Source organism: Maritimibacter harenae, from assembly GCF_009882975.1.
Classification (GTDB): domain Bacteria; phylum Pseudomonadota; class Alphaproteobacteria; order Rhodobacterales; family Rhodobacteraceae; genus Maritimibacter; species Maritimibacter harenae.
In genome coordinates this window covers 21302-42657 of sequence record NZ_WTUX01000006.1, presented here as the reverse complement: position 1 = coordinate 42657, position 21356 = coordinate 21302, and the positions used below count along the sequence as shown (strand labels likewise).

Sequence of the window (21356 nt, the reverse complement as noted above, 5' to 3'; positions counted from 1 at the left end):
AAGGGCAAACGGGTGTTGGAGGCATAGATGCGGGCCATCGTCATGAAATTCGGACTATCTGTTGTGGCCCTCGGGCTGCTGTCCGCCTGTGCCGACGAGGATCCCAAGCTGATGAACATCCGCACGGACACGCCGGACGAATTCTCGATCATGCCCAACAAGCCGCTGGAGCAGCCCGAGGATTACGCCGCGCTGCCCGCGCCCACGCCGGGCGGCACCAACCGCGCCGACGTGAATCCGCAGGCCGACGCCGTGGCCGCGCTGGGCGGCAACCCGGAGGCTGTCACCTCGACCCGCGCCAACGCGGGTGAGGGCACGCTCCTGGCCCATGCGCAACGCTACGGGGCGAACCCGAACATCCGCCAGGTTCTGGCGGAGGAAGACGCCGAGTACCGGCGCGAGAACAACGGTCGCCTGCTCGAGCGCCTGTTCAACGTCAGCGTCTACTACGACAGCTATGCGCAGCAGTCGCTCGACCAGCACCGCGAGCTCGACCGCCTGCGCGCCGCCGGCGTCTATACCCCTTCCGCCCCGCCGGATCCCGAGCGCTACTGAGTTCCGCCGATCAGCGATCACACGGGCGTCATCGGGGTTGTCCCGCCGGCGTCATCGGCTAACTCTGTTTGGTGAACGGAGGATTTCTGATGACCCGATTTCTATCGGCCTGCCTGGCCGCGCTCGCCTTTGCCTGGCCTGCCGCGGCACAGGAGGTGACCGACTACACGCTCGACAACGGCATGCAGGTGGTTGTGATCGAGGATCACCGCGCCCCGGTCGTGGTCCACATGGTCTGGTATCGCGCCGGCGCGGCAGACGAACCGCCGGGGAAGTCCGGCATCGCGCATTTCCTTGAGCACCTGCTCTTCAAGGCGACCGACGACATGGAGTCCGGCGAACTGAGCCGGGTGGTGGCCGAGAATGGCGGGTCCGACAACGCGTTCACCAGCCAGGATTACACGGCGTATTTCCAGCGTATCGCCGCGGACCGGCTCGAGTTGATGATGAAGATGGAAGCCGACCGGATGCGCGACCTCCGGCTCAACGAGGGGGACATCGCGACCGAGCGCGACGTGATCCTCGAAGAGCGCGCGATGCGGACCGAGAATTCGCCCGGCGCGCTTCTGAACGAACAGATGCAGGCTGCGCTCTACATGAACCATCCCTACGGCATCCCGGTCATCGGCTGGCGCCACGAGATGGAAGAGCTCGGGCTCGAAGACGCGATGGGCTATTACCGGAAGTACTACGCGCCCAACAACGCGATCCTCGTCGTCGCGGGCGACGTCGAACCCGAAGAGGTGAAAGAGCTCGCCCGGACCTACTACGGGCCGCTCGAGCCGACCGAAGGGCTGGAGGCGCGGGACCGGCCGAAAGAGCCCGTCCAGCTTGCGGAACGCCGCATGACCTACGAGGACCCGCGCGTCAGCCAGCCCTACGTGGTGCGCAGCTACATCGCCCCGGAACGCAATCCGGACGACCAGACCGAAGCGGCGGCCCTGATCTACCTGTCCGAGATCCTGGGCGGCAATTCGGCCACCTCTGTCTTCGGCCAGGCGCTCGAATTCGACCAGCAGGTCGCGGTATCGACATTCGCGGGCTATGATGCGCTGAGCCTCGACCTGTCGTCCTTCCGGATCGGCATTGTTCCGGCCCAAGGCGTGTCGCTGACCGAGGCCGAAGCGGCGATGGATGCCGTGCTCGCCGACTTCATGGAAGAGGGCATCGACCCCGAACAGTTCGACCGCATCAAGACGCGCATCCGCGCCAACGACATCTACGCGCAGGATTCCATGCGCGGGCTCGCCAACCGGTACGGCGCCGCGCTGACGTCGGGCCTGACCATCGAGGATGTGCAAGCCTGGCCGGAAGTGCTGCAATCGGTGACGCCCGAAGACGTGATGGCCGCTGCCGAGAAGGTGCTGCAACGCGACAATTCCGTGACCGGCTGGCTCACCGGGCCCGACGCGGAACCGACCGCCGATGAGGAGGCCATCCAATGATCCGTCTTGCATTCGCCTTTCTGCTGCTCACGCTCGCCCCGGCCCGCGCACAGGTGCCGATCGAGGAGGTGACCTCGCCCGGCGGCATCACCGGCTGGCTGGTCGAAGAGCACTCGATTCCCTTCGTCGCGCTCGAAATCCGGTTCCGGGGCGGCACATCGCTCGACCTGCCCGGAAAACGGGGCGCGACGAACCTGATGACCGGACTGCTCGAAGAGGGCGCTGGCGACATGGACAGCCGCGCCTATGCCGAAGCCAAGGACGAGCTTGCCGCATCGGTGGGCTTCGACGTTTTCGGTGACGCGCTGACCGTGTCGGCGCGCTTCCTGACCGAGAACATGGACCCGTCGGTCGAGCTCGTGCGCGTCGCGCTGGAAGAGCCCACGTTCGCCGCCGATGCCATCGAACGGGTGCGGGGACAGGTGCTGGCGCATCTGCGGTCCCGCAAGACGGACCCGAACGAGATCGCGAGCGACGCCATCGCCGAAGCCGCCTACGGCGATCATCCCTACGGCTCCTACGACGGTGGCACGATCGAGAGCGTGTCCGGACTGACCCGCGATGACATCGTGACGGCCTGGAAGAACGCCATCGCGCGCGACCGCGTCTACGTGTCCGCCGTGGGCGACATCACGCCCGAACAGTTCGGCGAGGTGATCGACACGGTCCTGGGCGGCCTGCACGAAGAGGGCGGCGAATATCCCGGGCCGGTCGAATACAGCGCGGACCCGGGCGTTTCCGTCGTGCCTTTCGAGACGCCGCAATCGGTGGCCCGTTTCGGCCAGCCGGGGATGGAGATCGACAACCCCGACTTCTTCGCGGCCTACATCGTGAACACGATCATGGGCGGCTCGAACTTCGAGAACCGGCTGTTCGACGAGGTTCGCGAGAAGCGCGGTCTGACCTACGGTATCTACACCTACCTGGCCGACAGCGATTATTCCGACGTGCTGGGCGGGGGCTTTTCCTCGCAGAACGCCGTGATGGGCGAGGCCGTGTCGGTCGTGCAGGACGAATGGCGCAAGATGTCCGAAGACGGTATCACGGCCGAAGAGCTCGAAGCGGCCAAGACCTACCTCACCGGCGCCTATCCGCTGCGCTTCGACGGGAATGGCAACATCGCCAACATCCTTACGTCGATGCAGATGGACGGCTATCCGATCGACTACCCCGAGACCCGCAACGACAAGGTCCGGGCGGTCACGCTGGAAGAGGCGAACCGCGTCGCATCCGAGCTGTTCCAGCCCGAGAACCTGCGCTTTGTGGTGGTCGGGCAGCCCGCCGAGCTCGAGCCCACCGTGAACTGAAACCCCGCGTGCGGCGGCCCCGTGGCCGCCGTGCAACCGCCGCGCACGGAGGTGTTCAGCCCCTCTTAACCGCTGGCGGAATCGCGTGCCGTCATGCTAGGTCTGGTGGCATGCCAGACGACGCCCCCAATATAAGCCGCGAACGGCCGATCATCCGCCAGTTGGACGATTCGGCGATCAACCGCATCGCGGCGGGCGAAGTCGTGGAGCGTCCGGCCTCGGCCGTGAAGGAGCTGGTCGAGAACGCGATCGATGCGGGCGCGACCCGGATCGACGTGGCCTACGGCGACGGGGGCAAGACCCTGATCCGCGTCATCGACGACGGTTGCGGCATCACGGCGGACGACCTGCCGCTGGCGCTGAGCCGCCACGCCACGTCCAAGATCGACGGCTCCGACCTGCTCGACATCCACACCTTCGGCTTCCGGGGCGAGGCGTTGCCGTCCCTCGGCGCGGTGGGCCGGCTCACGATCACGTCGCGCTGCGACGGGGCGGCGGCGAGCCTGCGTGTCGTCGGCGGCGAGATGGAGCCGGTGAAACCCGCGGCGCTCTCGCGCGGCACCGTGGTCGAGCTGCGCGACCTGTTCTTCGCGACCCCCGCGCGGCTCAAGTTCCTGCGCACCGACCGGGCCGAGGCGCAGGCGATCACCGACGTGGTCAAACGCCTTGCGATGGCAGAGCCGCACATCGGCTTCACCCTGCGCGACGTGTCGGGCGGCGGCGAGGGGCGCGTGACCTTCCGCGCCGCCCCGGAGCAGGGCGACCTGTTCGACGCGCTCCACGCCCGGCTGGCCGCCGTGCTGGGCCGCGACTTCGCCGGCAACGCCGTGCCTCTCGACGCGCTGCGCGAAGGCTTCCGGCTCACGGGATATGCCGCGCTGCCCACTTATTCGCGCGGCGCCGCCGTGGCGCAGTTCCTGTTCGTGAACGGCCGCCCGGTGCGCGACAAGCTTCTCATCGGGGCGCTGCGCGGGGCTTACGCCGATTTCCTGTCGCGCGACCGCCACCCGGCCGCGGCGCTCTTCGTCACCTGCGACCCGAAGCTGGTGGACGTGAACGTGCACCCGGCGAAATCGGAGGTCCGCTTCCGCGAACCCGGGCTCGTGCGCGGGCTGATCGTCACCACCATCCGCCACGCGCTGGCCGAAGCGGGGCACCGCGCGTCCTCCACCGTGGCCGAGGCGACGCTGGGCGCCATGCGCCCCGAACAGCCCGCCGCGTCCGCCGATGCCATGCCGCGCGTCTACCAGATGGACCGCCCTTCTCAGGGCGCGATACACACGGCGCGGCAAGCCCAGGCCCCGATGGGGTTCGCCGAGCAGCCCTCGGCCCGTTTCGACCCGGTGGTGGAGCCGGACAGCGCGGCCGCCCCGGACAGCGAAGTCACCCGCGGGGCGGACGAGCGGCTGCCGCTGGGCGCCGCCCGCGCGCAGGTCCACGAGAACTACATCGTCGCCCAGACCGAGGACGGCATGGTCATCGTAGACCAGCACGCCGCCCACGAACGGCTGGTCTACGAAAAGCTCAAACGCCAGATGGCGGAGAACGACGTCGCCTCCCAGGCGCTGCTGATCCCCGAAATCGTGGACCTCTCCGAGGGCGATGCCGGCCTGCTCCTGGGCCTTGCCGACGAGCTCGCCCGCCTCGGACTCGTAATCGAGCCCTTCGGCGGCGGCGCCATCGCGGTGCGCGAAACCCCTGCAATCCTGGGCCAGGTGAACGCCGAGGCGATGATCCGTGACATCCTCGACGAGCTGGCCGACCTCGGGCAGAGCCAGACGCTCCAGGCCCGGATCGAAGCAGTGCTGTCGCGCGTCGCCTGCCACGGTTCGATCCGCTCGGGCCGCTGGATGCGCCCGGAGGAGATGAACGCCCTCCTGCGCGAAATGGAAGCGACGCCCCATTCCGGCCAGTGCAACCACGGCCGGCCCACCTATGTCGAACTCAAACTGGCCGATATCGAACGGCTCTTCGGGCGCACATGATCCAGATCGGTGATACCACCCTCGACCTCTCCGACCCCCTGATGCTGGCCGCGCTGATCGCGGGCGGCGTGGTCGTCCTGCTCGTCATCCTGTTGGCCGTGCTCGTCGTGCGTACCGGCCGGGCGGGCGCGACGAACGCGGATCTGGCGCGCCAGGTGAGCGGGATCGGCCAGGCGGTGCAGATGCTGGGACAGGGGCAGGACCAGCTGTCGGGTGGCCTGCGCACCGTGTCGGACGCGCAAGCCAACGCGCAGAGCCAGATGATCCACACGATGGAAACCCGCCTCTCCGAGGTGCAGCGCCAGATGCAGGACCGGTTGCACGAGAACGCGCTCAAATCGGCCCGCGCACTCTCGGACCTGCAGGAGCGGATGAACGAAACTCTCACCGGCTCATCGGTGAAGACCACGAAGTCGCTGACCGAACTCCAGGAACGCCTCGCAACCATCGACAAGGCGCAGGCCAACATCGAGAAGCTGTCGGGCGACGTGCTCTCGCTCCAGGATATCCTGTCGAACAAGCAGACGCGTGGCGCCTTCGGGGAAATCCAGCTCAACGACATCGTTTCGAAGGCGCTGCCCTCGGACAGCTATTCCTTCCAGCAGACGCTTTCGAACGGCCGGCGCGCCGACTGCCTGATCCACCTGCCCAACCCGCCGGGCCCGATCGTGATCGATTCGAAATTCCCGCTGGAGGCCTACGAAGCGCTGCGCCGCGCGGAGACGCAGGCCCAGGCGGTCGAGGCGGGGCGGCAGATGAAGACCGCCGTGCGCGCCCATATCAAGGCGATCTCCGAGCGCTACATCATCGAGGGTGAAACCGCCGACGGCGCGATTCTCTTCCTGCCCTCCGAGGCGGTCTATGCCGAACTTCACGCCAATTTCGCCGACGTCGTGCGCGAAGGCTTCAACGCCCGGGTCTGGATCGTGTCCCCGACCACCTGCATGGCCACGCTCAACACCATGCGCGCGATCCTCAAGGACGCCCGCATGCGCGAACAGGCCGGCGCGATCCGCAAGGAACTGCACCTGTTGTCGTCCGACGTCACCCGGCTGGGCGACCGGGTCGAGAACCTCGACCGGCATTTCCACCAGGCCTCCAAGGACATCTCCGAGATCAAGATCTCGGCGGAAAAGGCGGGCCGGCGGGCCCAGCGGCTCGACAATTTCGATTTCGAGGAACTGGCCCCCGACGACGAAGTCTCGCCGGTCGTGCGCCTGCCCAAGACCTGACCGCTTGCTGTCCCCCCGCAAGCGCGGGTAAATGGGGGCAACACAAAGGACAGGTCAGACATGCTCGAAATCAGCCCCTCCCGCATCGCCCGCATCGCGATCCAGGCGCGCGAACTGCCTGACACGGAACGGATCATCCGCAGCTACATCTCCGATCTCAACACCGACGAACAGGCGAGCCTCGTGGCGGTGATGTGGATCGGGCGAGACACCTTCTCGGCCGAGGAACTCGATGAGGCGATTCAGACCGCCAAGGCCGAAGCCACCGCGCCGACCGAAGATTACCTGATGGGGGAAACCCTGCTTGCCGACTACCTGGAGGCCGGGCTCGAGGCGCTGGGATACTCGGTCGAGGATCTCGAGGACGACCACCTCAAGTAACCCTTTCATCTTTCCCGAAATACGCCGGGGGTGCGGGGGCTGGCCCCCGCCCATCGCGCGGCGGCGCCGGAGGCGCGGACGCGCCAGACCTGCGCGCGCGCAGGCGCGCCCCGCTCAGATGAAGGTCTGGGCGTATTGCCGGTCCGGGTCGGCCAGGTGCGGCACCGTGTTGAACCGCGTGAGCGTGAGCCCGGCGCCCACCGGGTGCAGCTGGTGGACCGAGCTGTTCATGATGGTCAGCGCAAGCCGCGCCATCGCGGACAGCTGCAGCCCCATCGACACCTTGATCGCCATCGAGATCCAGCCGCCCGACGTGCAGACCAGCGCCCGGCCGTCGCCCTCCGCGATCTCGTGCAGGACCTCGCCCACCCGGTCCTCGAACTGGGTGTAGGTCTCGATCGTGTCCTTGATCTGGCCCTCGCGCCAGGCGGTGAAGACCAGCGGCAGATGCTCGATGAACTCGTCGCGGTTCTCGGGGGGCTTGATCCCCATCTGCGCATGCATCTTGGCGGACAGGTCGAAATAAGCGACCTCGTTCAACCGCGCGTCGCACACCGGATCGGCGTGCCCCATCGCGGCGGCGGTCTCCCTGTGGCGCACCAGCGTCCCGGAATAGACCCGGTCGAACACCTCGCCGACGCTGTCGAAATACTGCCCCAGCCACGCTGCCTGCTGGTGGCCGAGCTCGGACAGCTTGTCGTAGCCGTGTTCGTCGTTCGAGACCGAGTTCGCCTGTCCGTGGCGCACCAGCGTGACCTGTGACATCTGACTTCCTTCATCCGTTCCCGGGCGTGCTACCCCGGGAACATGACAGGGGAAAGACCTAGCGCCACGTGACGTCGCCGAGGAAGATGTAGCCGGCTCCGTAGATCGTCTTGATCAGCTTGGGGTTCTTCGGGTCCTCGCCCAGCTTCGTACGCAGGCGCGAGATGCGCACATCCATCGCACGATCGAAGCTTTCGCCCGCCGCGCCGCCCAGCGCCTCCTGCATCTGCGTGCGATTGATCAGGCGCTTGGGCGCCTCGAGGAACAAGCGGAGCACCTCGCCCTCGGCGTGGGAGAACGACGTCTCGCGCCCCTCGGCATCCTCGAGCACGTAGCGGTCGAAATGCGCGGTCCAACCGGCGAATTGCGCGGTGCTGGCCCCCCCGGTCGCCGCGGGGCGGGCGTCGCGCACCCGGGCGCGCACACGGGCCACGACCTCGGCCGGCTCGAAGGGCTTGATGATGTAGTCATCCGCCCCGAGTTCCAGACCCGTCACCCGGTCCTGCACCTGCGCCCGGCCCGAGATGATGATGATCGCGGCCCCGGATTCCAGCGCCAGCCGGTGCACGAGCGTCAGCCCGTCGCGGTCCGGCAGGCCGAGATCGACGAGGCAGACATCGGGCGCGGTCTTGCGCAACGCGGCCTCGAATTCCGTGGCGCGCCCGAAGCTCACGGTGCGAAAGCCCGCCTCGCCCAACGCGTCGCTCAGCATGTTCCGAATTTCCGGTTCGTCGTCGAGAATCGCGACCAGCGGCTGGCTCATCGTGGCAGCTCCGCATCGAGAAAGGCCGCAAGCTGGCCCTGCGTGAAGGGTTTCGAAAGCACGGCGCGCCCGGCCCGGCGGGGGTCGTCGGCGGGCAGGGACGACATCAGGAGCACGGGGGCGTCCAATCCGGCCCCGGCCAGCTCGCCGGCCAGCGCGTCACCGGTCAGGCCCGGGCCCAGCATGATGTCGGACAGCACCAGCCCGATCCCCTCGATCCCGGCCAGCTCCAGCGCCTCCTCCGCGCTTGCCGCCTCGATCACCTTGTGCCCCAGCGCCATGAGCATCTCGCGCACCGAGGCGCGTATGTCGTCGTGGTCCTCGACCAGCAGCACGAAGCGCGGATCATGCCCCTCGTCGACCGCGCGCAGCGGCAGGCGCATCGTGACCCGCGCCCCGTCCGCGCGGTTGCCGATGCGCACGTGTCCGCCGGACATCTTCGCGTGGTCGTAGACCATCGCGAGCCCCAGTCCCGAGCCTTCGCCGCCCTTCGTGGTGAAGAACGCGTCGAGCGCGTGTTCCAGCGCCGCGTCGCTGAACCCCGGCCCGGTGTCGTCCACCGCGAACTCGATCCAGGTCTCGGCCACGGGCCGCGCGGTCAGCGTGATCCGCCCCGGCCCGGGTCCCAGCGCGTCGCGGGCGTTCAGGACGAGGTTCAGCAGCGCGTCCTGCGTGCCGCCGGCATCCAGGAGCACGGGCGCCTCGAGCCCCTCCACCTTCGTCTCGATCACGTGATCGGCGTGCAGCGTGGGGCGCGCGAGCGTCACGATGTCGCCCAGGAGCCGCGCCACGTCCACGGCCTCGGGCCGAACCTCGCGCGACCCGGACAGGGATGCGATTCGGTCCAGCAGCGCGCCGCCGCGCCGCGCCGCGCCGGCGGTCGCCCCGACCAGTTGCCCGGCGTCCTCGGGCAGGTCCATCTGCCCCAGCCGCGCCTGCAGCCCGAGGATGATGGTCAACAGGTTCGAGAAATCATGCGCCAGCCCCGAGGTGAGCTGTGCCGCCAGTTCCCGCTTGCGGGTCTGGGTCAACGCCGCGCGCGCCTGTGCTTCTTCCGTCACGTCCGTCGACAGGATGTAGATCCCGCTCACCGCACCGTCCTGGTCGACGTCCGGCGTGAAGGCCACGCGCACCCGTCGCCCGGACCCCTCGTGGGCGAATTCCAGAACGCTCGCCTCGCCGTCGAAGCCGCGCTCGAGATGCGGGGTGATCCGTTCGAACGCCTCGTCCCCCAGCGCGTCGCGGGCGTGAAGCCCGACGATGTTGCGCGGGCTGTCGGGCAGGATCGCGGCCAGCTGCCGGTTGGAATAGGAATAGCGCCAGTCGCGCCCGATCCGGGCGATGTGGGCGGGCATCATTTCGGCGGTGACGCGGGCGCGGCGCTCCATTTCGGTGAGCTGGCGCTTGGCCTCTTCCAGCGCGGCGTTGGTCGCGGCGAGCGCGCGGTTGGTCTGGGACAGCTCCTCGGCATGGGCGAGGAGCTTGTCCGACAGCTCCTCGGAGCGCGAGCGCAGCATGGCCTCCTGCCGCTTGATCGCGGTGATGTCGGTATAGACCGTGACCCAGCCGCCCTGGGGCAACGGCGAACCCTCGACCGAGATCGTCCGGCCGTTGGCCCGCGTGCGCTCCATGTAATGCGGCTCGAACGCCTTCGCCTGCTCGACCCGGTCGCGCACGAACTGCTCCGGATCGTCGACCGCGCCGTATTCCCCGCTCTCCACCAGGAACCGGATCGTGTCCTCGAACCGCGCGCCCTGGGTGACGAGCCGGTCGGGCAGGCCGAACATGTCCTGGAAGGTGCGATTGCCCACGACGAAGCGCAGGTCGTCGTCGTAGATCGACAGCGCCTGCTGGATCAGGTTGAGCCCCGCCTGCGTGAGGGCGGCGATATCGGTGATTTTCAGGTCCAGAGCGGCTCCTCCCACCCCACTTCGCTAGCACCCCCGGGCCGGGTCGGGAAGTCCCCGGTGCCGGTTGCGGACCCGCTGAAAGAATTCGTTACAATTCGGAAAAACTGCCGAAACGTTTGACGTGGAACCCTGTTTCACAAATGCTTGTCTGGCTGACCCCGGGGTCGGTCGACGCAGACGCCGGCCGGGGAGGGTCGGTGCGGGAGGAGACAATTTGGCACAGGATCAAACCGCGACCGGCGGTCTGTCCTCCGTTCCGGCGCTTTTGGCCCGGAACGTGAAGGAATTCGGCGGTCGCCCCGCCTATCGCGAGAAGGAATTCGGGATCTGGCAGAGCTGGACCTGGGCCGAGACCGCCGAGGAAATCGACGCGCTCGCCATGGGTCTGCTCGCGCTGGGGATCGAACGCGGTGACCGGGTCGCCATCATCGGGCGCAACCGCCCGTCGCATTACTGGTCGATGGTCGCGGCGCAGAAATGCGGTGCGGTGCCCGTGCCGCTCTACCAGGACGCCGGCGCGGAGGAGATGGAATTCGTGCTCGACCACTGCGGCGCGCGCTTCGTCGTCTGCGGGGACCAGGAACAGGTCGACAAGGTGATCGAGGCGCAGGAACGGCTGCACACGATCGAACACGTCATCTACGTCGACAAGCGCGGCATGCGCAAATACGACCACGCGCACCTTCACTGGTACGACGAGGTTCAGGCCGAGGGGCGCGCCGGGCACAGCCGGCTCGAGGGCGAGATGGCCGCGCGGGTGGCCGAGCTCGACTACGATTCCACCTGCGTGATGCTCTACACCTCAGGCACCACCGGCAAGCCCAAGGGCGTGGTGCTGTCGAACCGCAACGTGATCGAGAGCGCCAAGAACTCGGTCGAGTTCGACCACCTCGGCCCCGACGAGGACATCCTCGCCTACCTGCCGATGGCCTGGGTCGGGGACTTCATCTTCTCGCTCGGGCAGGCCTACTGGGCCGGGTTCTGCGTGAACTGCCCGGAAGACGAGCACACGATGATGACCGACCTGCGCGAAATCGGGCCGACCTACTTCTTCGCCCCGCCGCGCGTGTTCGAGAACCTGCTGACCACGGTGATGATCCGGATGGAGGACGCCGGGCGCATCAAGAAGCGCATGTTCGACCATTACATGGAGGTCGCGCGCCGGGTGGGCCCCGCGATCCTCGACGGTAAGCCCGTTTCGGGCCGCGACCGCTTCGCCTACTGGCTGGGCAACCTCTTCGTCTACGGTCCGCTCAAGAACACGCTGGGCTTCAGCCGCGTGCGCGTCGGCTACACGGCCGGCGAGGCGATCGGGCCGGAGATCTTCGACTTCTACCGTTCGCTCGGCATCAACCTGAAACAGCTCTACGGCCAGACCGAGGCGACGGTGTTCATCACCGTGCAGCCGGACGGCGAAGTGCGCCCCGACACGGTGGGCGTGCCGGCCCCGGGCGTCGAACTCCGGATCGACGAGGGGGGCGAGGTCTACTACCGCAGCCCGGGCACCTTCGTGGAATACTACAAGAACCCGGAAAGCACCGCCTCGACCAAGGATCCCGAGGGGTGGGTGGCGACCGGCGACGCGGGCTTCATCGAGCCGGACACGGGCCACCTGCGCATCATCGACCGCGCCAAGGACGTGGGCAAGATGGCCGACGGGTCGATGTTCGCGCCCAAGTACGTGGAGAACAAGCTCAAGTTCTACCCCAACATCCTCGAGGCCGTGGTGTTCGGCGCGGGCCGCGACATGTGCACCGCCTTCATCAACATCGACCTCAACGCGGTGGGCAACTGGGCCGAGCGCAACAACATCTCCTACGCCTCGTACCAGGAGCTCGCGGGTCATCCGCAGGTCATGGACATGATCCAGAGCCACGTGGAGGAGGTGAACGAAAGCATCGCCCAGGACGACATGCTGTCGGCCTGCCAGGTTCACCGCTTCCTCGTGCTCCACAAGGAGCTCGACGCGGACGATGGCGAGATGACGCGCACGCGGAAGGTGCGGCGCGGCGTGATCTCCGACAAGTTCGGCGAGCTGGTCGAAGCGATGTATTCCGGCAAGACCGAGCAATACACCGAGACCGAGGTGACCTACGAGGACGGCCGCAAGGGCAAGATCACGGCGACGCTGGAGATCCGCGACGCCAAGGTCGTGCCGGTGGCGCCCAAGCAGGGGATCGCCGCGGAATGATCCTTTCATCTTTCACCAAATACGCACACCGCCCGTGCCCGCCGAAGGCGGGACCGGGCCAGACATGCGCGCGCGCCAGCGCGCACGACCTGGGAGGGCAGGCATGAACGACATGAGCCCGGACAGCTACGTGACGCCGGATGGCCGCACCATCGGCGGCGTCGTGATGGAGATGAAGAACATCACCCTGCGCTTCGGCGGCGTCGTTGCCATCAAGGACATTTCCTTCGACATCCGTGAAGGCGAGATCCGCGCGATCATCGGCCCGAACGGCGCCGGCAAATCGTCGATGTTGAACGTGATCTCGGGGTTCTACGTGCCCCAGGAGGGCGAGGTCTGGTTCCGCGGGTCCAAGCGCCCGCAGATGAAACCCTACGAGGTGGCGGGCCAGGGCATCGCCCGGACATTCCAGAACATCGCGCTCTTCGACGGGATGAGCGTGCTCGACAACATCATGACCGGCCGACTCACGAAGATGAAGACGGGACTGGCGAGCCAGGCGCTCTGGTTCGGCCGCGCGGAGCGCGAAGAGATCGAGCACCGTGAGCAGGTCGAGAAGATCATCGACTTCCTGGAAATCCAGAACATCCGCAAGACGCCGGTCGGCCGGCTGCCCTACGGTCTCAAGAAACGGGTCGAGCTCGCCCGCGCGCTGGCCGCGGAGCCCAAGCTCCTGCTTCTGGACGAACCGATGGCGGGCATGAACGTGGAGGAGAAGGAAGACATGTCGCGCTTCATCCTCGACGTGAACGACGAGTTCGGCACCACCATCGCGCTGATCGAGCACGACATGGGCGTGGTCATGGACCTGTCCGACCGCGTGGTCGTGATGGATTACGGCAAGAAGATCGGGGACGGCACACCGGACGAGGTGCGCGGCAACCAGGCGGTCATCGACGCCTACCTGGGGGTGGCCCATGACTGAGCCGACCCGCAACACAACGTCTCGTTCCACGCACGTGGCCGTGCACATGATGGGGGAGGGCACGCATGCCTGATCAGCTTCTTTTCGCGATCGAGGTCACGCTCAACGGCCTCATGGCCGGGGTGCTCTATGCCCTCGTGGCCCTGGGTTTCGTCCTGATCTTCAAGGCCTCGGGCATCTTCAACTACGCCCAGGGCGTCATGGCGCTCTTCGCCGCCTTGACGCTGGTGGGCATCCAGGACGGGCAGGTTCCGTTCTCGCACCTGATCAACGCGATCTTCGGGACCGACGTGCATCACTTCGGCTGGCACGTGCCTGCCGTGCTCGCGATCCTTCTGACCGCCGCCGTCATGGTCCTCTTCGCCTGGATCGTGGAGCGATACGTTCTGCGACACCTGGTCAATCAGCCGGGCATCATCCTGTTCATGGCGACCATCGGGCTGGCCTACTTCATGGAGGGCTTCGGCGACCTGATGTGGGGAGCGGACATCAAGAACCTCGATGTCGGCCTTCCGCAGGGCATCAACGAGACCATCGACGAAACCACCTACAATTGGTTCGGTTACGGGTTCTTCATCGACAACCTCGATATCGCGGCGACCATCGTGGCGGTGATCCTCGTGGTGTCGCTCACCTTGTTCTCGCAATACTCGAAACAGGGCCGCGCGCTGCGCGCCGTGGCCGACGACCACCAGGCCGCGCTGTCGGTGGGCATCAGCCTGCGCTTCATCTGGGTGCTGGTCTGGTCGATCGCCGGGTTCGTGGCGCTGGTCGCCGGGATCATGTGGGGGTCGAAGTCGGGCGTGCAGTTCTCGCTGTCGCTGATCGCGCTGAAGGCCCTTCCGGTCCTGATGCTGGGCGGCTTCACCTCGATCCCGGGCGCCATCGTCGGCGGCCTGATCATCGGGGTGGGCGAGAAGCTCTTCGAATTCCTGATCGGCCCGCTCGTGGGCGGTGCGACCGAGAACTGGTTCGCCTACGTGCTCGCCCTTCTCTTCCTCGTCTTCCGGCCGCAGGGCCTGTTCGGCGAGAAGATCATCGAGAGGGTGTAGCAATGGCCAAGTTCATCGCAATCACCAACACCGTCGCATGGGCCGGCTTCTGGGCCTTCGGATACCTGGCCCTGTCGGGACCGGTAGGCGGGGAGACGGCCGTGGCCGAGATCCTTGCCGCCCTCTGCGCCGCCACCGGGCTCGTCTGCTGGTTCCGGCTGGTGCGCCACACCGAAGTGACCGGATACGCACGGCCCGCCAACCGCGTGCCTGAACACATCAAGACCCAAGGGGAGACCGCCTGATGCTTTATCGCGAGGCCGGGGATTTCAAGACATCCTACCGGGACGACAGCCAGACCTTCCCGATCCGGTTCGATCGAACCGCCTACTACGTGCTGATCGCCGTGGCATTGGTGATCGTGCCGTTCGTGATCAACGACTACTGGCTCAACGCGGTCCTGCTGCCCTTCCTGATCTACGCGATCGCGGCGCTGGGGCTGAACGTGCTGGTGGGCTACGCCGGGCAGGTGAGCCTGGGCACCGGGGGCTTCATGGCGGTGGGGGCCTATGCCTGCTACAAGCTCATGACGTCCTTTCCCGACGTGAACATCTTCTTCCACATCATTCTCGCCGGTGCCGTGACCGCGCTCGTGGGCCTGCTCTTCGGCCTGCCGAGCTTGCGGATCAAGGGCTTCTACCTGGCGGTGGCCACGCTTGCCGCGCAGTTCTTCCTCGTGTGGCTCTTCAACCGGGTGCCGTGGTTCTACAACTACTCCGCCTCGGGCCAGATCAACGCGCCGGAGCGGTCGGTGTTCGGCATGAAGGTGACGGGTCCCGAGACCGAAGCCTGGGCGACCTACCTCTTCTGCCTAGTGTTCGTGTTCCTGTCGGCCTGGGTCGTGCGCAATCTCACGCGTGGCGCCACGGGGCGCAAATGGATGGCGATCCGCGACATGGACATCGCCGCCGAGATCATCGGGGTGAACCCGCTGCGCGCCAAGCTTTCGGCTTTTGCCGTCTCTTCGTTCTTCGTGGGCGTCGCGGGCGCCCTGTTCTTCTCGGTCTATCTCGGCGCGGTCGAGGTGGGCGAGGCGTTCGGTATCCAGAAGTCCTTCCTCGTCCTGTTCATGATCATCATCGGCGGGCTGGGGTCGATCTTCGGCAGTTTCGCGGGCGCGGCCTTCATGGTCCTGATGCCTGTCCTTCTCAAGAACACGCTCGTCGGCGGGCTCGGATGGGCCACCGACCTGGCCGCGCATCTGGAGTTCATGATCGTCGGCGGGCTCATCCTGTTCTTCCTGATCGTGGAACCCCATGGCCTTGCCGCGCTGTGGCGCACGGTGAAGGAGAAACTCAGGCTTTGGCCCTTCCCGCACTAGGGCGGGGCCCAACCAGAACGGGGGAAAACCCCGGGACAGACGCATCGGAATCAACCAAGGGAGGAGACACCCGATGAAATTGAAACTGACAACACTTGCCCTGGGCGCCGCGATCGCAGCGTCCCCGGCACTGGCCGAACTGACCTTTCCCTCGCTGAGCTACCGGACGGGGCCCTACGCGGCCAACGGTATTCCGTTCGCGGACGGGTACGCCGACTACTTCACGCTTCTCAACGAGCGTGACGGCGGCATCGGCGGCGAAAAGATCAACATGATCGAATGCGAGACCGGCTATAACACCGAGAAGGGCGTGGAATGCTACGAATCCACCAAGGGTGAAGGCAGCCTCGTCTACCAGCCGCTCTCGACCGGCATCACCTACCAGCTGATCCCCAAGGCGACCGCGGACAACATCCCGGTGCACTCGATGGGTTACGGCCGGACCTCCGCCAAGAACGGCGAAGTGTTCCGCTACATCTTCAACTATCCCGCCAACTACTGGGACGGTGCCTCGGTCGCGATCAAGTATCTCCTGAACGAGAACGACGGATCGCTCGAAGGCAAGAAGATCGCGCTGGTCTACCACAACTCGGCCTACGGCAAGGAACCGATCCGCACGCTCGAAGAGCTGTCGGAAAAGCATGGCTACGAGCTGACCACCCTGCCGGTGGACCACCCGGGCCAGGAACAGAAGTCGCAGTGGCTGCAGATTCGCCGGGACCGTCCGGACTACGTGATCATGTGGGGCTGGGGCGTGATGAACCAGGTCGCGATCCAGGAAGCCGTCAACATCCGGTTCCCGATGGAAAACTTCATCGGCATCTGGTGGTCGGGTTCGGAGAACGACGTGCTGCCGGCCGGTGAAGAGGCTGACGGTTACAAGGCGCTGACCTTCCACAACGTGGGCAGCGACTACCCGGTCTTCGACGACATCCAGAAGTATGTCGTGGACGCCGGCCTTGCCGCCGGTGCGGGTGACCAGATCGGCACCGCGCTCTACAACCGGGGCCTCTACGCCGCCATGCTCGCCGCCGAAGCGGCCAAGACGGCGCAGGAGATGCACGACACCGCTGCGATCACGCCCGAACAGATGCGTGACGGCATGGAGAACCTCGTCATCACCGAAGAGAAGATGGCCGACCTGGGCCTGCCGAACTTCGGTCCGGAATTCGAGGTCACCTGCGAGAACCACGGCGGCAACGGCTACGCGGCCGTGGCCCAGTGGGACGCGTCGGCCGGCGAATGGAGCCTGATCACCGACTACATGCAGTCGGATCTCGAGGTGCTCCAGCCGCTGATCGAGGAAGACTCGATGGCCTTCGCCGAAGAGAGCGGAATCGAACCGGGCTGCAACTAAGCCCTTTTCGCCCCGGCCCGCACAACGTGGGCCGGGGCTTCACGACGAACACACGGATATCGCCATGCTGGACACCGCCAAGACCGAGGTCGAGACCGTTCTCGAGGTCAACAATATCGAGGTGATCTACAATCACGTGATCCTGGTGCTGAAGGGGGTGAGCCTCGGCGTGCCGAAGGGCGGCATCACGGCGCTGCTCGGCGGCAACGGGGCCGGCAAGACCACCACGCTCAAGGCGATCTCCAACCTCCTGCGCTCCGAGCGCGGCGAGGTGACGAAGGGCTCGATCATCTACCGCGGTGAGCGCGTGCAGGGCATGACCCCCGCCGACCTCGTCCAGAAGGGCGTGGTGCAGGTGATGGAAGGGCGCCACTGCTTCGAGCACCTCACGGTGGAAGAGAACCTGCTCACCGGCGCCTATACCCGCCGGGCCAGCCGGGGTGACATCGATGCCGACCTGAACATGGTCTACGAGTATTTCCCGCGCCTGAAGGAACGGCGCAAGAGCCAGGCCGGCTACACGTCCGGCGGCGAGCAGCAGATGGTCGCGATCGGCCGGGCGCTGATGTCGCGGCCCGAGACGATCCTGCTCGACGAGCCCTCGATGGGCCTGGCGCCGCAGCTGGTGGAGCAGATCTTCGAGATCGTGAAGAACCTCAACGAGAGCGAGGGCTACACCTTCCTGCTGGCCGAACAGAACACCAACGTGGCGCTGCGCTTCGCCCATTACGGCTACATCCTGGAATCCGGGCGTATCGTGATGGACGGCCCCGCCGCGGACCTGCGCGAGAACCCGGACGTCAAGGAATTCTACCTCGGCATGTCCGACGAGGGGCGCAAGAGCTTCCGCGACGTGCGCTCCTACCGTCGCCGCAAACGCTGGCTCGCATGATGGCAGCGATCCGCGCGGACAGAGCCTGCGCAGGTCGCGGCCACCACCGTTCCCGCCCCGCGAACGCGGGGACGACATCTCCAACGACACGCTTTCGGGGCGCGGCCCATCCGGCTGGCTGCTCCAACGCCATGAGGTCCCGCCATGTCTGATTACTTCGATGATCTGGAAACCCGCTCGGCCGATGAACGCACCGACGACCTGTCGCGTGCGCTGCCCAAGCAGATCGCACGGGCGCAGGGTCTGCCGGGATACGCCGGGCTGCTGGACGGGGTCGACGCCGCCGCCGTCACCTCGATCGAGGCGCTGGCCGCGCTGCCGGTGCTGCGCAAGTCCGAGATCGGCAAGGCTCAGGCAGCAGTGAGCCCGTTGGGCGGCTTCGCGGCGCGCCCGGCGCATGAATTCGGCCACATCTTCCAGAGCCCCGGCCCGATCTACGAGCCGGGCGGGATCGGTGACGACTGGTGGCGGATCGGGCGTTTCCTGCACGCCGCCGGCGTCGGCAAGGGCGACATCGTGCAGAACTGCTTTTCCTACCACCTCACGCCCGCCGGCATGATCTTCGAGAACGGCGCGCGTGCCGTCGGGGCCGCTGTCGTGCCCGCCGGGGTGGGACAGACCGAGCTCCAGGTGCGCGCGGCAGCCGATATCGGCACGACTGCCTACGCGGGCACGCCGGACTTCCTGAAGGTCATCCTCGACAAGGCCGACGAGATGGGGACCGAGCTCTCCATCACCAAGGCCACGGTGGGCGGCGGCGCCCTGTTCCCGTCGCTTCGTCAGGCGTACGCGGACCGCGGCATCACCTGCCTTCAGAACTATGCCACGGCGGACCTCGGCAACATCGCCTACGAAACGCCGGCCCAGGAGGGTATGATCGTGGACGAGGGCGTGATCGTCGAGATCGTGCGCCCCGGCACCGGGGACCCGGTCGCCCCGGGCGAGGTGGGCGAAGTGGTCGTGACCACGCTCAACCCCGACTATCCGCTGATCCGCTTCGCCACTGGCGACCTGTCGGCCGTGATGGAAGGCCAGAGCCCCTGCGGCCGCACGAACACGCGGATCAAGGGCTGGATGGGCCGGGCCGACCAGACCACCAAGATCAAGGGCATGTTCGTGCGCCCCGAGCAGGTCGCGGATTTCGTCGCCAAGCACCCCGAGATCGCGCGCGCCCGCGTCGTGGCGAGCCGCGAGGGCGAGGCGGACGTGATGACCGTGAAGGTCGAGACCACCGGTGGCGACGCCGACGCCTATGGCCGCACGATCAGCGAGATCCTCAAGCTCAAGGGCCAGATCGAAATCGTGCCGCCCGGGCAGTTGCCCAACGACGGCAAGGTGATCGAGGATATCCGCAGCTACGACTGACGGGCGGACGCGGAACTTATCGCATAACCGTCCGTTGATATTGGATAACGGGGGGCGGGTCCCCAATCTGGTATCCAACGCACAAACGACGGATGGAAAGATCGATGCGATTCACAGCCTATGCCGCGCTCGCGGCCAGTTCCGCCCTTCTGACGACGCTGCCTCACGCCGTTGCCGCGCAGGACGCGGCCCTCATCATCGTGCAGAGCGAATACGAGAACCTGCCCGACGTGCCGGGCGCGGCCCAGGCCGTGACGCTGGCCCAACGGCTCGAGGACAGCGGGTTCTCCGTGACCTCTTCGCTGGATCAGAACGCCCGCGACGTCCGCGAGGCGGTCGAGGAATTCGGTGACGACGCCGAGGATGCCGACCGGGTGCTGGTCTACCTCGCCGGTCACATGGTCGGCGGCCCGCGCGATTCCTACCTTCTCACCCACGAGGCCGATGACCCGAACGCCGTGTCGGTCGCGGGCGAGGGGCTGGCCATCGGCCCGATCCTCGACCTGCTGGCGCGCTACCAGGGACAAGCGGTGCTGATGAACGCGCCGTCGGATGACGACGTGGCCGGGACCGGGCTTTCGGCGTCGTTCGAGCTGACCGCGCCGCAGGGCGTCACGATCCTCACCGGCCCGGTCGACCGGCTGATCCGCGTCGCCAACGAGGTGGTGCTGGTGCCGGGCCTGCCGCTGGGCCGTGGACTTGACGGCGCGCCACGCGGGGTCAGTGCAACGGGCTTCGTGTCGGACGTGGTGCCCTTCCTGCCCGCCGAGGGGGATGCGCCGCTCGTGATCGAGCAAGGCCAGCCCTCGGCCGACGAGGCGTTCTGGATCGTCGCGCAGACGATGGAGACGGGCGAGGGGTATGACCTCTACCTCGAGTATTTCCCGGACGGCGAACACGCGGACGACGCGCGTGCCGTGCTGAACCGGATCGAGGACGACGCGGTCAACCAGGTCGAGGCGGCCGAGGCCGCGCTGGGGCTGAACCGTGCCGCGCGCCGGCAGGTGCAACGCAACCTCGCGCTTTTGGGCCACGATCCGCGCGGCATCGACGGGATCTTCGGGCCCGCCACGCGATCGGCCATCCGCTCCTACCAATCCGCCAACGGCTACGAGGTTACGGGTTACCTTTCGCGCGAAATGCTGGCCGAGATGACCCGCGCCGCCGACGCGCGCGCTGCCGAGCTGGAAGCCGAGGCCGAACGGCGGCAGGCCGAACAGGAGCGCCAGGATCGACGGTACTGGAACGAGCTCGGACAGGGGCGGGACGAGGCCGCGCTGCGCGCCTATCTCGACCGGTATCCGGACGGACTTTTCTCGGACGTGGCGACCGCGCGGCTCGAAGAGATCGAGGCCCGCAAGCGCCGGCAGGCGCAGGCCGCCGAACGTGACCTGTGGGATGACGTGCGCGCCGAGGACCGGGCGGAAAGCTACCGGGTCTACCTCGACCGCTACCCGGACGGTCTGTTCGCCGAAGAGGCGCGCGCCCGGCTGGCCGAGATGCGCGACGCCGAGGATCGCGAGAACCGCAACGCCGTGGCGCGTGACGAGGAAGGCCGCGTGGCGGGGAACCCGGTGACCCGGCTGCTGGTCGAGACGCGGCTGGCGACGCTGGGCTTCGACCCCGGGTCCGTGGATGGCAACTTCACCCGTGAGACGCGGCGCGCGATCCGGCGTTTCCAGAATTCGCGCGATATCCCGGTGACCGGCTTCGTGACCCAGCAGACGATGGTGCGCCTTCTGGCCGCGTTCTGAGGGGCGGGCGCCGGGCACGCTCCCGGTGCCCCCTCCGTTTTTCCGCTGATTTCCGAAAACCACTTTTCCGGAAAACCGGAAAAGTGGTTCTTGTTTCAGGCCAAGGGGTTGGCCGCCCTGCGGCGGGACTTCGTCACGCGAAGGTTGACGGCCTTG

18 protein-coding genes are annotated in these 21356 nt (G+C 66.9%); 15 read left to right on the top strand and 3 right to left on the bottom strand.

Translation table 11 applies throughout. The features are described 5' to 3' along the window. Window positions 1-27: 27 nt before the first annotated feature. From GQE99_RS02635 to GQE99_RS02610, 6 genes are all read left to right on the top strand, one after another. On the top strand, window positions 28-555 hold the full coding sequence (locus GQE99_RS02635) for a DUF3035 domain-containing protein (RefSeq protein ID WP_235917086.1): 528 nt from the start codon (window positions 28-30) through the stop codon (window positions 553-555). Window positions 556-644: 89 nt separating this feature from the next. Next, window positions 645-2000, top strand: a complete 1356-nt coding sequence (locus tag GQE99_RS02630) for a M16 family metallopeptidase (protein WP_161350032.1) — start codon at window positions 645-647, stop codon at window positions 1998-2000. Then, entirely contained in the window at window positions 1997-3307 is a 1311-nt protein-coding gene (locus GQE99_RS02625; protein ID WP_161350031.1) for a M16 family metallopeptidase, read from the top strand. Before GQE99_RS02630 ends, GQE99_RS02625 begins: the two co-directional genes overlap by 4 nt. Before the next feature lie 110 nt (window positions 3308-3417). Further along, window positions 3418-5292 (top strand): DNA mismatch repair endonuclease MutL, encoded by a 1875-nt coding sequence (mutL, locus tag GQE99_RS02620; RefSeq protein ID WP_161350030.1) that lies wholly within the window; start codon window positions 3418-3420, stop codon window positions 5290-5292. Beyond that, on the top strand, window positions 5289-6524 hold the full coding sequence (locus GQE99_RS02615) for a DNA recombination protein RmuC (protein ID WP_161350029.1): 1236 nt from the start codon (window positions 5289-5291) through the stop codon (window positions 6522-6524). The genes mutL and GQE99_RS02615 overlap by 4 nt, the downstream gene beginning before the upstream one ends. A 60-nt stretch (window positions 6525-6584) precedes the next feature. Beyond that, complete coding sequence (locus GQE99_RS02610; protein WP_161350028.1) at window positions 6585-6905, top strand: DUF3775 domain-containing protein; 321 nt, start codon at window positions 6585-6587, stop codon at window positions 6903-6905. A 114-nt stretch (window positions 6906-7019) separates the two neighbouring features. Here the strand turns inward: GQE99_RS02610 and GQE99_RS02605 are convergent, their stop codons facing one another. From GQE99_RS02605 to GQE99_RS02595, 3 genes are read right to left on the bottom strand one after another with little or no spacing between them, the layout of a single operon-like run. Continuing rightward, window positions 7020-7670, bottom strand: coding sequence for a histidine phosphatase family protein (locus tag GQE99_RS02605; RefSeq protein WP_161350027.1), 651 nt, complete (start codon window positions 7668-7670; stop codon window positions 7020-7022). Between the two features lie 58 nt (window positions 7671-7728). Beyond that, window positions 7729-8433 (bottom strand): response regulator transcription factor, encoded by a 705-nt coding sequence (locus tag GQE99_RS02600; protein ID WP_161350026.1) that lies wholly within the window; start codon window positions 8431-8433, stop codon window positions 7729-7731. Continuing rightward, window positions 8430-10358, bottom strand: coding sequence for a PAS-domain containing protein (locus tag GQE99_RS02595; protein WP_328794032.1), 1929 nt, complete (start codon window positions 10356-10358; stop codon window positions 8430-8432). Before GQE99_RS02595 ends, GQE99_RS02600 begins: the two co-directional genes overlap by 4 nt. Before the next feature lie 199 nt (window positions 10359-10557). Between GQE99_RS02595 and GQE99_RS02590 the strand changes: the two genes are divergently transcribed. The 9 genes from GQE99_RS02590 (at window position 10558) to GQE99_RS02550 (ending at window position 21200) form a co-directional block, all read left to right on the top strand. Then, entirely contained in the window at window positions 10558-12534 is a 1977-nt protein-coding gene (locus GQE99_RS02590; RefSeq protein WP_161350025.1) for an AMP-binding protein, read from the top strand. 103 nt (window positions 12535-12637) lie between these two features. Continuing rightward, a complete protein-coding gene (locus tag GQE99_RS02585) occupies window positions 12638-13459 on the top strand; it encodes an ABC transporter ATP-binding protein (RefSeq protein ID WP_161350024.1) in 822 nt (273 codons plus the stop codon). Window positions 13460-13524: 65 nt separating this feature from the next. After that, window positions 13525-14511 (top strand): branched-chain amino acid ABC transporter permease, encoded by a 987-nt coding sequence (locus GQE99_RS02580; protein ID WP_161350023.1) that lies wholly within the window; start codon window positions 13525-13527, stop codon window positions 14509-14511. Between the two features lie 2 nt (window positions 14512-14513). After that, window positions 14514-14756, top strand: coding sequence for a hypothetical protein (locus GQE99_RS02575; RefSeq protein ID WP_161350022.1), 243 nt, complete (start codon window positions 14514-14516; stop codon window positions 14754-14756). Then, window positions 14756-15832, top strand: a complete 1077-nt coding sequence (locus GQE99_RS02570; protein ID WP_161350021.1) for a branched-chain amino acid ABC transporter permease — start codon at window positions 14756-14758, stop codon at window positions 15830-15832. The genes GQE99_RS02575 and GQE99_RS02570 overlap by 1 nt, the downstream gene beginning before the upstream one ends. 73 nt (window positions 15833-15905) lie before the next feature. Beyond that, the gene (locus tag GQE99_RS02565) at window positions 15906-17189 is read left to right on the top strand and encodes an ABC transporter substrate-binding protein (protein ID WP_161350020.1); all 1284 of its coding nucleotides are present in this window, start codon (window positions 15906-15908) and stop codon (window positions 17187-17189) included. A gap of 64 nt (window positions 17190-17253) precedes the next feature. After that, window positions 17254-18081, top strand: coding sequence for an ABC transporter ATP-binding protein (locus GQE99_RS02560; RefSeq protein ID WP_161350019.1), 828 nt, complete (start codon window positions 17254-17256; stop codon window positions 18079-18081). Window positions 18082-18225: 144 nt separating this feature from the next. Beyond that, a complete protein-coding gene (locus GQE99_RS02555; RefSeq protein ID WP_161350018.1) occupies window positions 18226-19446 on the top strand; it encodes a phenylacetate--CoA ligase family protein in 1221 nt (406 codons plus the stop codon). A 104-nt stretch (window positions 19447-19550) separates the two neighbouring features. Further along, window positions 19551-21200, top strand: coding sequence for a peptidoglycan-binding protein (locus GQE99_RS02550; protein WP_161350017.1), 1650 nt, complete (start codon window positions 19551-19553; stop codon window positions 21198-21200). The last annotated feature ends 156 nt before the right edge of the window (window positions 21201-21356 follow it).